This window comes from Rhizobium sp. 57MFTsu3.2, assembly GCF_012932765.1.
GTDB lineage: Bacteria > Pseudomonadota > Alphaproteobacteria > Rhizobiales > Rhizobiaceae > Rhizobium > Rhizobium altiplani.
The window spans coordinates 1-14,612 of sequence record NZ_JDWI01000026.1 but is presented as its reverse complement, the minus strand read 5'-3'; the positions used below and the strand labels follow the sequence as shown (position 1 = coordinate 14,612).

General features: G+C 59.0%; 14 protein-coding genes. 13 read left to right on the top strand and 1 reads right to left on the bottom strand.

The features are described from left to right. Positions 1 to 40 precede the first annotated feature (40 nt). The 11 genes from pyrH to lpxB all read left to right on the top strand — a co-directional run bounded on the left by pyrH (position 41) and on the right by lpxB (position 11,142). A complete protein-coding gene (pyrH, locus tag AF71_RS23160; RefSeq protein WP_018858824.1) occupies positions 41 to 763 on the top strand; it encodes a UMP kinase in 723 nt (240 codons plus the stop codon). A 52-nt stretch (positions 764 to 815) separates the two neighbouring features. Continuing rightward, complete coding sequence (frr, locus tag AF71_RS23155) at positions 816 to 1,376, top strand: ribosome recycling factor (RefSeq protein WP_018858823.1); 561 nt, start codon at positions 816 to 818, stop codon at positions 1,374 to 1,376. 43 nt (positions 1,377 to 1,419) lie between these two features. Continuing rightward, positions 1,420 to 2,166: an isoprenyl transferase gene (locus AF71_RS23150; RefSeq protein ID WP_169683348.1), complete on the top strand. Its 747-nt coding sequence runs from the start codon at positions 1,420 to 1,422 to the stop codon at positions 2,164 to 2,166. Beyond that, complete coding sequence (locus AF71_RS23145; protein WP_112641333.1) at positions 2,166 to 2,999, top strand: phosphatidate cytidylyltransferase; 834 nt, start codon at positions 2,166 to 2,168, stop codon at positions 2,997 to 2,999. Before AF71_RS23150 ends, AF71_RS23145 begins: the two co-directional genes overlap by 1 nt. Positions 3,000 to 3,027: 28 nt before the next feature. After that, a complete protein-coding gene (gene rseP, locus AF71_RS23140) occupies positions 3,028 to 4,161 on the top strand; it encodes an RIP metalloprotease RseP (RefSeq protein ID WP_169683347.1) in 1,134 nt (377 codons plus the stop codon). Between the two features lie 194 nt (positions 4,162 to 4,355). Beyond that, a complete protein-coding gene (gene bamA / locus AF71_RS23135; protein WP_169683389.1) occupies positions 4,356 to 6,692 on the top strand; it encodes an outer membrane protein assembly factor BamA in 2,337 nt (778 codons plus the stop codon). Between the two features lie 50 nt (positions 6,693 to 6,742). Then, positions 6,743 to 7,804, top strand: coding sequence for a UDP-3-O-(3-hydroxymyristoyl)glucosamine N-acyltransferase (gene lpxD, locus AF71_RS23130; RefSeq protein WP_062375388.1), 1,062 nt, complete (start codon positions 6,743 to 6,745; stop codon positions 7,802 to 7,804). After that, a complete protein-coding gene (fabZ, locus tag AF71_RS23125) occupies positions 7,797 to 8,264 on the top strand; it encodes a 3-hydroxyacyl-ACP dehydratase FabZ (RefSeq protein WP_018858817.1) in 468 nt (155 codons plus the stop codon). Before lpxD ends, fabZ begins: the two co-directional genes overlap by 8 nt. Then, entirely contained in the window at positions 8,261 to 9,079 is an 819-nt protein-coding gene (gene lpxA / locus AF71_RS23120; protein ID WP_169683345.1) for an acyl-ACP--UDP-N-acetylglucosamine O-acyltransferase, read from the top strand. The genes fabZ and lpxA overlap by 4 nt, the downstream gene beginning before the upstream one ends. A gap of 3 nt (positions 9,080 to 9,082) precedes the next feature. Then, positions 9,083 to 9,964, top strand: coding sequence for an LpxI family protein (locus AF71_RS23115; protein ID WP_169683343.1), 882 nt, complete (start codon positions 9,083 to 9,085; stop codon positions 9,962 to 9,964). Then, positions 9,961 to 11,142, top strand: coding sequence for a lipid-A-disaccharide synthase (gene lpxB, locus AF71_RS23110; RefSeq protein ID WP_169683341.1), 1,182 nt, complete (start codon positions 9,961 to 9,963; stop codon positions 11,140 to 11,142). The genes AF71_RS23115 and lpxB overlap by 4 nt, the downstream gene beginning before the upstream one ends. Before the next feature lie 29 nt (positions 11,143 to 11,171). On the opposite strand, the gene gltA is transcribed toward lpxB, so the two are convergent. Further along, a complete protein-coding gene (gene gltA / locus AF71_RS23105; RefSeq protein ID WP_018858813.1) occupies positions 11,172 to 12,461 on the bottom strand; it encodes a citrate synthase in 1,290 nt (429 codons plus the stop codon). Positions 12,462 to 13,136: 675 nt separating this feature from the next. Between gltA and AF71_RS31855 the strand changes: the two genes are divergently transcribed. Next, entirely contained in the window at positions 13,137 to 13,493 is a 357-nt protein-coding gene (locus AF71_RS31855) for a ComEC/Rec2 family competence protein (protein WP_246733779.1), read from the top strand. Between the two features lie 397 nt (positions 13,494 to 13,890). Beyond that, a partial coding sequence (locus AF71_RS23095) for an IS110 family transposase (RefSeq protein WP_169683340.1) occupies positions 13,891 to 14,612 on the top strand: 722 nt, incomplete at its 3' end.

Here is a 14,612-nt window from a genome sequence, read left to right as displayed (position 1 = left end):
CGTGTATCCGGCACACAGCGGTAATATACGAGGAGCCACGATGTCGTCAGAGCCTGTCTACAAACGCGTTCTACTCAAGGCTTCCGGCGAAGCCCTCATGGGCAGCCAGGGATTTGGAATTGATGTAGCGGTCGCAGACCGCATTGCGGCTGACATAGCCGAAGCGCGGCAGATGGGTGTGGAAGTCGGCGTCGTCGTCGGCGGCGGCAACATCTTCCGCGGTGTCGCAGTTGCCTCCAAGGGTGGCGATCGCGTTACCGGCGACCACATGGGCATGCTCGCGACCGTCATCAACGCGCTGGCGCTGGCAACGTCGCTGCGCAAGCTGAACATCGACACTGTTGTGCTCTCGGCGATTGCGATGCCGGAGATCTGTGAGAGTTTCTCGCAGCGCGCGACGCTCTACCATCTGTCGCTCGGCCGCGTCGTGATCTTCGCAGGCGGCACCGGCAACCCGTTCTTCACGACGGACTCGGCAGCCGCGCTGCGCGCCGCCGAAATGGGAGCGGAAGCGATCTTCAAGGGAACGCAAGTCGATGGTATTTATTCGGCTGATCCGAAAAAGGATCCCGAGGCGACGCGCTTCGACCACCTGACGCACAAGGAAGTCCTCGACAAGGGACTGGCCGTCATGGACGTCGCGGCAGTGGCGCTTGCACGAGAGAATTCCATTCCGATCATCGTCTTCTCGATCCACGAGAAGGGTGGTTTTGCTGAAATCCTCAAAGGCGGTGGCCTCAAGACCATCGTCTCTGATAACTGATTGAGTGGGCGGCCTGCTTTGCCGCAGCTTCTACCAAGACGGGAGCAATAAAATGAGTGAAGGCATCGACATCAAGGAACTCAAGCGCCGCATGGATGGCGCGATTTCCGCGTTCAAGCACGATATCGCATCGCTGCGCACCGGCCGCGCCTCGGCCAACATTCTCGACCCTGTCATGGTCGAGGCCTATGGTTCGCGCGTGCCGCTGAACCAGGTGGCAAACGTGACCGTTCCAGAGCCGCGCATGCTTGGCATCTCCGTCTGGGACAAGTCGATGGTCAACGCCGTCGATCGCGCGATCCGCGAGGCCAACCTCGGCCTCAATCCGATCATCGATGGCCAGAACCTGCGTATCCCGCTGCCGGAGCTCAACGAGGAGCGCCGCAAATCGCTGGTGAAGGTCGCCCACGACTATGCCGAGAAGAGCAAGGTTGCGATTCGCCATGTACGTCGTGACGGCATGGACGGCCTTAAGAAAGCCGAAAAAGACGGTGCGATTGGCCAGGACGAAAGCCGGGCACAATCAGATCGTGTGCAGAAGATGACCGACGAGACGATTTCTGAGGTCGACCGCTTGCTTGGCGAGAAGGAAAAGGAAATCATGCAGGTTTAAGGCGCGCTGCGGCTGCGCCTTGGCTGCAAGAACCGGACGGGAAATGTCGGAACGAACATTTTTGACTGTGCCAGAACACGTTGCCATCATCATGGACGGCAACGGCCGATGGGCAAAGCAGCGCGGGCTTCCGCGGACGATGGGGCATCGAAAGGGCGTTGACGCTGTGCGCGAGGCCGTGCGCGCAGCGGGCGACGTCGGGATCAAATATCTCACGCTCTTCGCCTTCTCGTCGGAAAACTGGCGGCGTCCGGAAACGGAGGTCTCGGATCTCCTCGGATTGCTGAAAGCCTTCATTCGTCGTGACTTGGCGGAACTGCATCGCCAGAACGTGCGCGTGAAAGTGATTGGCGACCGGCACAGCCTCAAGAGCGACATCCTCGATCTTCTCGTGGATGCGGAAGAGACCACAAAGACGAATACCGCGCTGACGCTCATCATCGCCTTCAACTATGGCTCGCGCGACGAGATCGCGCGTGCGATGGCGAGCCTTGCACGGGATGTAGAGGCAGGCCGGCTGAAGGCGCAGGATATTTCTCCGGCGCTGATCGATGCGCGGCTCGACACGGCCGGGATCCCGGATCCGGACCTGATCATCCGCACAAGTGGTGAAGAACGCCTTTCCAACTTCCTGCTCTGGCAGGCGGCCTACTCCGAGTTCATTTTCGTGCCCGAGTATTGGCCCGATTTCAGCCGGGAGATCTTCTACTCGGCGTTGGAAACCTTCGCGTCGCGCGACCGTCGCTTTGGCGGACTGGTGGCACAGGCGGCTGCGGCAGTGGGCACCTGATGCAGCAGGAGCTGAAGCTACGCATTATTTCGGGCGTAATCCTTGCCGTTATCGTTCTGCTCGCCACCTGGTACGGCGGCGTTGCCTTCAGCCTACTGTCGGCAGCGATCGGACTGCTGATCTACTATGAATGGTCGACCATTACGAAGCTTGCCACGGAACAGCCGGTCGCCAATGCGATCGGTTGGATAGGGCAGGCGGCAATCGCGGTGGCCGTCGTTGCGGGGACGCTTGGATATTCCCTGCTGCTACTGGTGCTGTTCTTCCTGATTGCTGTCGGCTTCGTGCTTGTGTCCGGCGTATCGCGCTGGTTTCCCACGGGGATCGTGTACGCCGGTCTTACGGGAATTGCCCTTTCGAGCATCCGCGGCTCCGATAGCGTCGGCCTTTTCGCGATGCTCTTTGTATTCGCAGTCGTGTGGTCGACCGACATTCTTGCTTATTTCGTCGGGCGCGCCATCGGTGGCCCGAAGCTGGCGCCGAAGATATCTCCCGGAAAGACATGGTCCGGCGCTATTGGCGGCGCCGTTTCCGCTGTGATCGCCGGTAGCCTGGTTGCCTATTTTGCCTTTCCGCAGAGCCTCGTGCTCGCGGCTCCGGTTGCGTTCATCCTATCGGTATGCAGTCAGAGCGGCGATCTCTTCGAATCCTTCATCAAGCGTCGCTTCGGCGTCAAGGATTCGAGCCACCTGATTCCAGGGCATGGCGGCGTCATGGACCGTGTCGACGGGCTCATTTTCGCCTGCTTTGCGGCGTTCTTGCTAGCTGGGCTTTTTTCGCTGATAAAGGGCGGCGAAATAACGTCGCTCGGTGCAGCCCTGTTCGGCGTATAATGTCTGCAAAGGCTGGCGGAAAAATCAGATGCTTGGCTTGACCGGTATATTGGCATTCCTGACGGGCTATATCGTGCCCTTTGTCCTCGTGCTGTCATTGCTCGTTTTCGTGCATGAAATGGGCCACTATCTGGTGGGGCGATGGAGCGGCATCCGCATATTGGCGTTCTCGATCGGCTTTGGTCCGGAATTGCTCGGCTTCACCGACAAGCATGGAACGCGCTGGAAGCTCTCACTGATACCGCTGGGCGGCTATGTCCGCTTCTTCGGCGACGAGGATGTATCGAGCAAGCCCGATGACGACAAGCTCGCGTCAATGTCGGAAGAGGATCGTGCGCGGTCCTTCGCCGGTGCGAAGCTGTGGAAGCGTGCCGCAACGGTTGCTGCCGGCCCGATAGCGAATTTCATCCTGGCGATTGCGATTTTTGCGGTTCTCTTCTCGATCTACGGTCGATCGGTTGCTGATCCTGTGGTTGCCGAAGTCAAGCCGGGCAGCGTTGCAGCCGAAGCGGGCGTCGTGCCTGGCGACCTTCTGATCGCCATCGATAGCACGAGGGTCGAGACTTTTGACGACGTCCGGCGCTACGTCAGCATTCGGCCCGAGCAGCAAATTGTCGTAACGATCGAGCGCAACGGCCAGAAGCTGGATGTGCCGATGGTGCCGGCGCGAACCGATATGACCGACCAGTTCGGCAACAAGATCGAAATCGGCCTGATCGGCATCGTCACCAACCAGGAGGTCGGCCACTTCCGGGTACAGACCTACTCGCCGCTGGAGGCGGTCAAGGAAGGCGCGATCCAGACCTGGCACATCGTAACTGGCACCTTCAAGTATATTGGCAACCTGATCTCCGGCTATATGAAGCCAGACCAGCTTGGCGGACCGATCCGCGTGGCTCAGGCTTCCGGTCAGATGGCGACGTTGGGCGTTGCAGCTTTGCTTCAGCTTGCCGCTGTCTTGTCTGTTTCCATCGGATTACTGAATTTGATGCCGGTTCCGGTACTTGATGGCGGACATTTGATGTTCTATGCGATTGAAGCCGTGAGGGGAAAACCGTTGGGTTCGTCTGCGCAGGACATTGCGTTTCGCATTGGCTTGGCGATGGTTTTGAGCTTGATGGTTTTTGCCACCTGGAACGATATAAGTGCTTTGATTGGTTGATTGCTCGACGAGGGAAATTACCATTTATTTACGATGTTTCAAAGCTGTAGTGGCGAATGCGTCACGCTTTGAAATGAAGTAAACAGAAATTAACTTGCTCCCTTGCTTGTAAGACAAAAGCGGGTAAAACGACACACGTGACCGGAATCGGGGGACGCCTGGGGCCGGGGACGAGAAAAAAGGTAATGGGTGAAATGAAGGCTGGTTCAAGATTTTTGAACGCAGTATCGGCGGTTGCGCTGTCTGCAGGTATTGTTGCTTCGGGATCAGGTGCAGCGGTTTTCGTCTCCGCTACGACGGCAGAAGCTGCAGTGATTCAGCGCATCGATGTGCGCGGCGCCAGCCGTGTCGGCGCTGAGGCCGTTCGCTCGAACCTCACAATCCAGCCTGGCCAGAGCTTTTCCAACACCGACATCGATGACTCTGTGAAGCAGCTTTACGACACGGGCTATTTCTCCGACGTCAAGATCTCCGTTTCCGGCGGCACGCTGGTCGTGACGGTCCAGGAAGCGCAGCTCATCAACCAGGTCGTCTTCAACGGCAACCGGAAGATCAAGGACGACAAGCTTGCTGCGATCGTGAAGACGCACGCGGCCGGACCTTTTAACGACGCGCAGATCCAGGCGGACATTCAGTCGATCAAGGACGCGTATGCGGCAACCGGTCGCAGCGAGGTCCAGGTGACCACGCAGGTCGTGCCGCTCGGCGAAGGTCGCGTCAATCTGGCTTTCGTCATTGACGAAGGTGATCGCACCAAGATCGGCGCCATCAATTTCGTTGGCAACAATGCCTATAGCTCCGGCCGTCTCGCTTCGGTCATCAACACGAAGCGCTCCAACTTCCTGTCGTTCCTGACACGCAAGGACGTCTACAGCGAAGACAAGCTTCGCGCTGACGAAGAGGCGTTGCGTCAGTTCTATTACAATCGCGGCTTTGCCGACTTCCGTATCATCTCGTCGGACGCGACCTTCGACGAGGCGACCAACAAGTACACGTTGACCTTCAATATCGAAGAAGGTCCGCGCTACAATTTCGGCGCCGTAACCGTGCAATCGACGGTTCCCGGAGTTGATGCCACGCAGTTGCAGGGGCTCGTCCGCACTCGCGAGGGCCAGGTCTACAGCGCCAAGGAAGTCCAGAAGTCGATGGAAGCGATCTCTGACCAGGTCGCCTCCGCTGGATATCCTTTTGCGCGCGTAACGCCGCGCGGCAATCGTGACCTGGCGAACAACACGATCGGCGTCGAATACCTCGTTGACCAGGGCGAGCGCGCCTATGTCGAGCGTATCGAAATCCGCGGCAACAGCCGCACGCGCGACTTTGTCATTCGTCGCGAGTTCGACATGAGCGAAGGCGACGCCTTCAATCAGCAGATGATCACGAGGGCAAAGCGCCGTCTCGAAGCTCTCGGCTACTTCTCGTCAGTCAACATCTCGACGCAGCCGGGCAGCTCTCCGGACCGCGTTGTCGTTGTGGTTGATGTGCAGGACCAGTCGACGGGTTCGTTCGGTATCGGCGCGGGCTATGCGGCCGGCGGCGACGGCCTGCTGCTTGAAGCCTCGGTCGAGGAAAAGAACTTCCTGGGTCGCGGTCAGTATATCAAGGTCAGCGCTGGTGGTGGTCAGGAAGGTTCTCGTACCTATGGCCTGAACTTCACTGAGCCTTACTTCCTCGGTTACCGTTTGGCTGTCGGTTTCGACCTCAATCACAGCGAGACGTCGAGCAACGATAACTACGACTACGAAGAAAACAGCGGTGTTCTTCGTGCCACGGCGCCGATCACGGAAGATCTGGCGACGACGTTCCGCTACAACTACAAGCAGATGAAGTACGATCCCTCGGGTTCGCTGAGCGATCTGTCTGCGCCGTATCAGAACCTTGTTGAGAATAGCCCATGGGTAAAGTCGTCTGTTTCGCAGACGCTGACCTACAACACGCTTGACGACATGACGCTGCCGCGCGAAGGCATCTACGCAAGCGTTACGCAGGAAATTGCTGGTATCGGCGGTGACTCGCAGTTCTATAAGATCTACGGCAAGGCGCGGTATTTCCATCTGCTGGCCGATGATGCTGACATTATCGGCTCGGTTACGGGTTCGGCGGGTTATGTCGTAGGCTTTGACAAGAGCCTGAACGTCTTTGACCAGTTCACGCTGACCAACGGCGATATCAGAGGCTTCGAAAACAAGGGCATCGGCCCGCGCATTGCCGGGGCGAACGACGATCCGCTCGGCGGTACGACCTATTTCACGGTCTCGGCTGAAGCGACGTTCCCGCTCCCGTTGGTTCCGCGCGACTTTGGCCTGCGTGGCGCCTTGTTCGCCGACGCTGGCACGCTGTTCGGCAATGATGTCGACCCGCTCGGTGATACTGTGAACGGCGAAGATGCGTCACTCCGTGCGTCCGTCGGCGTTGGTCTTATGTGGGCGTCGCCATTCGGTACGCTGCGCGTCGACTACGCTATTCCGGTCGCCAAGGAAGACTTTGACAAGACGCAGCACTTCAAGTTTGGCATAAACAACCAATTCTGATATCGGCAGTCCGGAACCGTAAAACCGAATTCCGTTCTGGAGATTTGCCGATGGAGCAAAATAGCTTTTTTCTGCCCCATGATGGCGTGAAACTCTCGGAGTTGGCGCAGTATCTTGGGGCAGAGCTTGCTGACCCCAAAAATGCAGATGTCGTGATCCGTTCCGTTTCCCCCGTAAGTCGGGCGAAGGCGGGCGATCTCTGTTACATCATCTCGAAGCGGAGCAAGGACGAGCTTGCGACATGCGCAGCGTCTGCAGTGCTTTGCAGCGCGGGGCTGCGCTCGCTGGTGCCGGATCATCTGCCTGTTCTGATTTCGAAGAATGCCCATGCGGCCTTTGCGATGGCGGGTGGTTTCCTCTACCCGAAGGCGCTGCGGCCAGAAGCCCTTTTTTCCGAAGCCCCTGGTATTTCGGATCGCGCGGTTGTTGATCCTACGGCCCGTCTCGAAGGGAAGGTTTCGATCGAGCCGATGGCGGTGGTCGGTGCGCACGCTGAAATCGGCGAGGGTACACATATTGGCGCCGGCGCTATCATTGGGCCCAACGTCAAGATCGGCCGCAATTGCACGATCGCGGCTGGCGCAAGCGTGCTCTGCGCCCTCATTGGCAACAGCGTCATCATTCACAATGGTGCACGGATCGGCCAGGATGGTTTCGGCTACGCTCCGGGTCCACGCGGGATGATCAAGATCGTTCAGATCGGCCGGGTGATTATCCAGGATCATGTCGAGATTGGCGCGAATACAACGATTGATCGTGGTACGATGGATGATACGGTCGTCGGCGAGGGCACGAAGATCGACAATCAGGTCCAGATCGGCCACAACGTCCGCATCGGACGTCACTGTGCCATCGTTTCGCAGGTCGGCATTGCCGGCAGTACGGTGCTTGGCGACGGCGTGCAGATCGGCGGTCAGGCAGGACTGAACGGACATATCAAGATTGGCGACGGGGTGCAGATCGCTGCAAAGAGCGGCGTGATCGGAGACATCCCCGCTGGTGAGCGCTACGGCGGTGTGCCGGCCCGCCCCATCAACGATTTTCTACGGGAGACGGCCGCGATTTTGGCGCGATCAACCGGCGGCAAGAAAACGGGAGAAAAGAATGACTGAGGAAGCAAAGACTTCGCTCTCTTCGGCAGATATCATCGAGATCATGAAGCTGCTGCCACACCGGTATCCGTTCTTGCTCGTAGACCGGATTATCGAGATCGATGGCGACGAATCCGCGGTCGGTATCAAGAACGTGACTGCAAACGAACCGCATTTCACCGGTCACTTTCCGGAATCGCCAATTATGCCGGGAGTTCTGCTCATCGAGGGGATGGCGCAGACGGCCGGCGCGATCTGCGCCAAGAAGCAGGGCGAAACCGGCAATCTCGTCTACTTCATGACGATCGATAACGCGCGTTTCCGCAAGCCGGTCGTTCCCGGCGATCGCGTCGAATACCACGTGAAGAAACAGAAACAGCGCGGTAATATCTGGAAGTTCCATTGCGATGCTAAGGTTGATGGAGCGCTCGTCGCCGAAGCCGACATCGGGGCGATGATCGTTCGCAAGGATCAGGCATGAGCACGATAGCAGCCAGCGCCAGCATTCACGCGATGGCGGTCGTCGAAGATGGCGCCGTGATTGGCGAGAACGTGAAGATCGGCCCTTTCTGCCATGTCGGGCCGAAGGTCGTGCTGGGTGATAACGTGGAGTTGCTGGCGCATTCGGTCGTATCCGGCAGGACGACGCTTGGTAAGGGGTGCCGCGTTTTCCCGATGGCCGTGATCGGCGGCGATCCGCAGAGCGTCCATCACGGCGGCGAAGAAACGACCTTGACGGTCGGCGACAACTGCACGTTCCGCGAGGGCGTCACGGTGAACACGGGTACCGCCGATTTTGGTGGCCAGACGATTGTTGGCGACAACAACCTTTTCCTGGCGAATTCGCATATCGCCCATGACTGCCGGGTAGGAAACAACGTCATCATGTCCAACAACGTGATGCTCGCCGGCCATGTGACGATTGAGGACCGTGTCATTCTTGGTGGTGGCTGTGCCGTGCACCAATTCACACGTGTCGGTCGCCAGGCGTTCGTCGGCGGTCTCTCTGCGGTCAGCTATGACGTCATTCCCTATGGCATGCTGAACGGCAATCCGGGCCTTCTGAGTGGACTGAACGTCGTTGGCATGACCCGCGCCGGTGTTGACCGGGCGACGATTCATGCCGTGCGGCGCGCCTACAAGGCGATCTTCGAAGGCGCCGGTTCGATCCGTGCCAACGCCGCCGCGATCCGGGATGAATACGCCGATTGCAAGCAGGTCCTTCAGATCCTCGACTTCATCGCAGCCGATAGCGATCGCGCTCTTTCCTCTCCGACCAGGGGACAGAAAGGGTGATGCTTGGCTCTCGCGGGTGACATGGCAAAAGGCCGCTTGGCCATCATCGCAGGTAGCGGGCTTCTGCCGTCCTATGTCGCCACCGCGGCGCGGCAAGCAGGTGAAAATCCCTTTATTATCGCTCTAAAGGACGAGGCCGATCGCTCTTGGGAAGGCTTTGACCATGCGGTTATCGGGGTCGGAGATTTTGCCGCTCTCAGTCGGATATTCGAAGGCAACGGCATCGACCGCGTCGTGATGTCTGGTGGTGTACGCCGGCGTCCGGAATGGCGCGAAGTGCGGCCGACGCTGAGGACCCTCGTGAAATTACCGTCGACAATCCGGACGCTGCTCGCTGGTGGCGACGATACCGTGTTGCGGATGGTCATCACGCTGATCGAAGAGAATGGGCGCCGGGTCGTCGGCGCGCACGAGATCGCACCGGATCTGCTGGCATCGGTCGGTCCGCTGGGCGCTGTGCGACCAAGCCTCGATAATGCGAAGGACATCGCGCGAGCCGCAGAAGCAGCGGATGCGCTCGGCAGGCTGGACGTCGGTCAAGGGTCGGTGTCGGTCGGCGGTCGCATTGTCGCGCTCGAAGGCGTGGAAGGCACGGACAGCATGCTGGAGCGTGTCGCCGAGCTGCGGTCGGCGGGGCGAATTTCTCAGCGCCGCCGCGGCGTGCTGGTGAAACTGTGCAAACCGCAGCAGGATATCCGCGCGGACCTGCCATCGATTGGCATTTCGACGATCGAGAACCTGCAGAGAGCAGGACTTGCCGGAGTGGCTGTGGAGGCGGGCCGCTCGCTCATCCTGGAGCGCGACGCCGTCATCAAGGCTGCCGATGAAGCCGGTATCTTTGTATGCGGACTGGATAGGGGATTGCCATCCTGGGGGCTGGCGTGAGCGAAGCTTCACTGAGAGTTGCCATTGTTGTTGGAGAGGTTTCGGGCGACCTCCTGGGTGCCGACCTGATCGCCGCTCTGAAACGGAAGTTTCCTGGCGACGTGGAACTCATCGGCGTTGGCGGCGAGGGGCTGGAGGCGCAGGGTCTGCGCTCGCTTTTCGATTTCGCCGACCTTCAGGTCATGGGCATCACCCAGGTGCTTTCGAAGCTGCCGCGGCTCGTTCGGCGTATCGGTGAGACGGCGTCGGCCATCATCGCCGCAAAGCCTGATGTGCTTATTATCGTCGACAGTCCCGACTTCACGCACAGGGTCGCAAAGCGTGTTCGCACGGCGCTGCCCAGCTTGCCTGTCGTCAACTACGTTTGCCCCAGCGTATGGGCGTGGAAGGAATACCGGGCGCAGCGCATGCTCGCCTATGTCGACCATGTGCTCGCTGTGTTGCCATTCGAACCGGACGTGATGCGCAAGCTGGGCGGGCCGCCGACAACTTATGTCGGCCACCGCTTGACAGCCGATCCCAACCTGTTGGATGCACGACGCCAGCGCGCGCAGACGAAGCCGCGAAACCAGGCCGACCGCAAGACAGTCATGCTTCTGCCGGGTTCGCGCTCGTCGGAGATCGCCAAGCTGCTGCCACACTTTGGCGATGCCATTAGCGAGTTGGTAGCGCGCAACGGCGAGATGCGTATTATTTTGCCGACGATGCCACGCCGCGAAGCCATGATCCGTGAGCTCGTCAAGGATTGGACGGCCAAGCCGGAGATCGTGACGGGAGCCGAGGCGAAGTGGCGAGCGTTCACGGAGGCCGATGCCGCCATGGCTGCCTCCGGCACTGTCGTGCTTGAGCTGGCTTTGACGGGCGTTCCCTGTGTTTCGGCGTACAAGACGGACTGGATCATCAGGCTCATGACCAGCAAGATCAAAACGTGGAGTGCTGCGCTTCCGAACTTGATCGCCGATTACGCTGTTGTGCCCGAGTATATCAACGACGTGGTCCGAGGCGGCAGCTTCGCTCGCTGGATGGAGAAGCTTTCAGCGGATAGCCTGCCACGACAGGCAATGATGCAGGGCTTCGACGTTCTCTGGCAGAGAATGCAGACCGAGAAGCCGCCGGGAGAACATGCGGCAGAGATTGTTCTCGACGTTCTCCAAAAGAAAAAGCCCGGTCATTTCTGACCGGGCTTTTTGCTGTCTGTGATCGCCGATTAGCGCTTGGAAACCGGCACGTAGTCGCGCTCCGGTTCGCCGACATAAAGCTGGCGCGGCCGACCGATACGCTGCTCCGGATCTTCGATCATCTCGTTCCACTGGGCAATCCAGCCGACCGTACGGGCAAGGGCAAACAGCACGGTGAACATTGTCGTGGGGAAGCCCAGGGCCTTCAGCGTGATGCCGGAGTAGAAGTCGATGTTCGGATAGAGCTTCTTCTCGATGAAGTATTCATCGGTTAGGGCGATGCGCTCGAGTTCCATCGCAACTTCGAGCAACGGATCGTCCTTGACGCCGAGTTCGCCGAGAACCTCATGCGTCGTCTTCTGCATGATCTTGGCGCGCGGATCGTAGTTCTTGTAGACGCGGTGACCGAAGCCCATCAGGCGGAACGGATCGTTCTTGTCCTTGGCGCGGGCGATGTATTCCGGAATGCGGTCAACAGTGCCGATCTCAGTCAGCATGTTCAGCGCTGCTTCGTTGGCGCCGCCGTGTGCCGGGCCCCAGAGGCATGCAATGCCGGCTGCGATGCAGGCAAACGGGTTTGCACCCGACGAGCCTGCGAGGCGGACGGTCGAGGTCGACGCGTTCTGCTCGTGGTCGGCGTGCAGGATGAAGATGCGGTCCATGGCGCGGGCCAGAACCGGATTGACCACATATTCCTCGCAAGGAACTGCAAAGCACATGCGCAGGAAGTTCGACGCGTAGTCGAGATCGTTCTTCGGGTAAACGAAGGGCTGGCCGATGTGATACTTGTAGGCCATGGCGGCCAGCGTTGGCATCTTGGCGATCATACGCAGGCTTGCGACCATGCGCTGATGCGGATCGGTGATGTCGGTGGAGTCGTGGTAGAACGCCGACAGCGCGCCGACGCAACCGCACATGACAGCCATCGGATGTGCATCGCGGCGGAAGCCCGTGAAGAACCGGCTCATCTGCTCATGCACCATCGTGTGATGCGTCACGCGATAGTCGAAGTCCTTCTTCTGGGCTGCGGTCGGCAGTTCTCCGTAGAGAAGCAGGTAGCAGACTTCGAGGAAGTCGCCGTGCTCGGCGAGCTGCTCGATCGGATAGCCGCGATGCAGCAGTACGCCGGCGTCACCGTCGATATAGGTGATTTTCGATTCACAGGACGCGGTCGAGGTGAAACCAGGATCGTACGTGAAGGAAGCCGTGTTCTTGTACAGGGCGCCGATATCGATGACGTCAGGACCGATGGTGCCGCTCTTGACGGCGAGATCGACTGATTTGTCACCGATTTTCAGTGTTGCGCTTTGTTCCGTCATTATGATCCTCCAAACTGGCGGTTGGCGCCATAAAAGCGCCATAGGGTTAAGCGTCGTCGATGATTGCTATATGATCGCGCGCCTAATGCCAAGTTACCGTGACGCCATTTTGTGCATCGCAGTATCAACTTTTGGGCACTTCTGCGATGACCCCTGCGCATAGCAGAAGCTGATGATTATCCTTAGCTTTTCCGGCTTCCGATTTTCCTTCAGATTTCAATCGATTATTCTTGCTTGGAAGCCCGTTAGCTTTCATTCTGGTTGTACGGGCGGCTGTTTTTGGGCGCAATGCATGCCGGGGTTGAGGCCATTGGAGGTGAGGGAAGCCACACCCGGCGCGGACGCGTTTGGGCGCGCGCCACAGCCTTCTTTTCTCGTGCCACGAGTTCCTGCGGAACCTCCGCTAACTTTCCGGACGCAATCCTTCGTGCCGTGGCCGACACGGATAAGGACTGCGCCGGATCGTTGTACCGTGTGGCTTCGTCTCGCCGTGGCAACGGAGATAGAGCATGGGCGGTTCTTCCTGGTTTCGTCCGTCTTCGCTGGGGCGGGCGCGATCCTCTGGTTCGTGCTTGGAAGTGCCCCCGGCCGAGCTCCGGATGTCGTTTGCGGCGACGCTTGCCCTCGTCGCCGGTTTACGCGATCTGGTCAAGAAGGCCGCCGCACGAACATCCCTTGCTGCAGGTCGCCGCAGTAACGCCCGTCGTTTTCATCATATGCTTCTTTGGTGGCACCCTGCTGACCGCGATGATCGGCGGCTTCTCGACCGCGCTTTTCGCCGTCGAGCACTTCCACCGGCTCAGCGCTTATGGTCTGCCGGCAAATCTCATGGCCATGCCGGTGGTCTCTTTCGTGGTGTTGCCGATGGGCATGCTCGCTATGCTGCTGACACCTTTTGGCCTCGACGTCATTCCATGGAAAATTGCCGGTTTCGGGCTCGACATCGTGATCGCCATTGCCCAGATGGTCTCGGCCTGGGCGGCAATATCGATATCGGCAGATTGCCGGGTTGGTATTTTCCTGTGGCGGTAGCAGGGTTCCTCTTACTTGCCCCTCTGCGCACCAAGATCCGCTACCTCGGCGCTGGCGTTGCAGCGCTGGCAACAGTGCTCGTTGTGGTTGCGCCGAGCGAACCGCCGCCCGACATGGTCATTGCCGAAGACGGCAATCTCGTCGCGATTGTGAGAGGACAAGTCCTTGCACCGAACCGGCCGCATCCGCCTGACTTCATTTTCGACCAATGGCGAATGGCGCTCGCCGCGGAGCTACATCAACCACCGCAATTGTTGGAGGGTGTCAACGCTATCAGGCGGCGGGACAGTCAAGGCAGATCGGAAAGGTTATCTGCCGTGTTGGGGTGGACGGCTCCCAACGGCATCGCAATGTGCCAGAATGAGTTCGTTGAAAGCTCAATCGAAGGAGACCGTCCGTGGAAGAGATTATCCGAATTGGCATGGATACGTCAAAGAGCGTTTTCCAATTGCATGGCGTGAACGCAGTCGAGCAACCAGTCCTTCGCAAGAAGCTTTCGCGTAGGGAGATGGTGAAATTCTTCGAGAAAACGCCGCCGACTACCATCGCACTCGAAGCCTGCGGAGGTTCTCATCATTGGGCGAGGCTGTTAGGTTCGTTCGGTCATGAGGTGAAATTGATCGCGCCTCAATTGGCAAAGCCCTATGTAAAACGCGGCAAGAACGACGCGGCGGACGCAGAGGCTTTGTGTGAGGCGATGAGCCGACCCACAATGCGGTTTGTGCCGGTGAAGACTGCGGACCAGCAAGCGGCATTGATGCTGGTCGGTTTGCGAGAGAGACTCATTCGCAATCGAACGCAGCTCGCCAATGCCATCCGCGGCTTTGCCATGGAGTTCGGCATAGCCGCAGCCAAGGGCATGTGCCGCATCGAACCGTTGCTCGAGCGGATTGCGGCTGATCAATCCCTGCCTGCATTGGCCCGCGAGCNTTTTGCCATGCATGGCGTTGAGTATCGCGACTTGCTTGCCGAAACGAAGGCGGTCGAGGAAAAACTGACCGCGTTGCATCGCTCCGATGAATGCAGCAGGCGCCTGGCCCAAATTCCGGGTGTCGGGCCGGTCGGCGCATCGCTTTTGATGATTAAGACCCCAGATCCGCGGCTATTTAGATCTGGTCG

Bases quoted from the DNA above. Each gene is read 5' to 3' on its own strand.
- fabZ (WP_018858817.1), top strand. From the start codon at position 7,797: ATGACTGAGGAAGCAAAGACTTCGCTCTCTTCGGCAGATATCATCGAG.
- gltA (WP_018858813.1), bottom strand. From the start codon at position 12,461: ATGACGGAACAAAGCGCAACACTGAAAATCGGTGACAAATCAGTCGAT.
- pyrH (WP_018858824.1), top strand. From the start codon at position 41: ATGTCGTCAGAGCCTGTCTACAAACGCGTTCTACTCAAGGCTTCCGGC.
- AF71_RS23145 (WP_112641333.1), top strand. From the start codon at position 2,166: ATGCAGCAGGAGCTGAAGCTACGCATTATTTCGGGCGTAATCCTTGCC.
- rseP (WP_169683347.1), top strand. From the start codon at position 3,028: ATGCTTGGCTTGACCGGTATATTGGCATTCCTGACGGGCTATATCGTG.
- lpxA (WP_169683345.1), top strand. From the start codon at position 8,261: ATGAGCACGATAGCAGCCAGCGCCAGCATTCACGCGATGGCGGTCGTC.
- AF71_RS23150 (WP_169683348.1), top strand. From the start codon at position 1,420: ATGTCGGAACGAACATTTTTGACTGTGCCAGAACACGTTGCCATCATC.
- bamA (WP_169683389.1), top strand. From the start codon at position 4,356: ATGAAGGCTGGTTCAAGATTTTTGAACGCAGTATCGGCGGTTGCGCTG.
- lpxD (WP_062375388.1), top strand. From the start codon at position 6,743: ATGGAGCAAAATAGCTTTTTTCTGCCCCATGATGGCGTGAAACTCTCG.
- frr (WP_018858823.1), top strand. From the start codon at position 816: ATGAGTGAAGGCATCGACATCAAGGAACTCAAGCGCCGCATGGATGGC.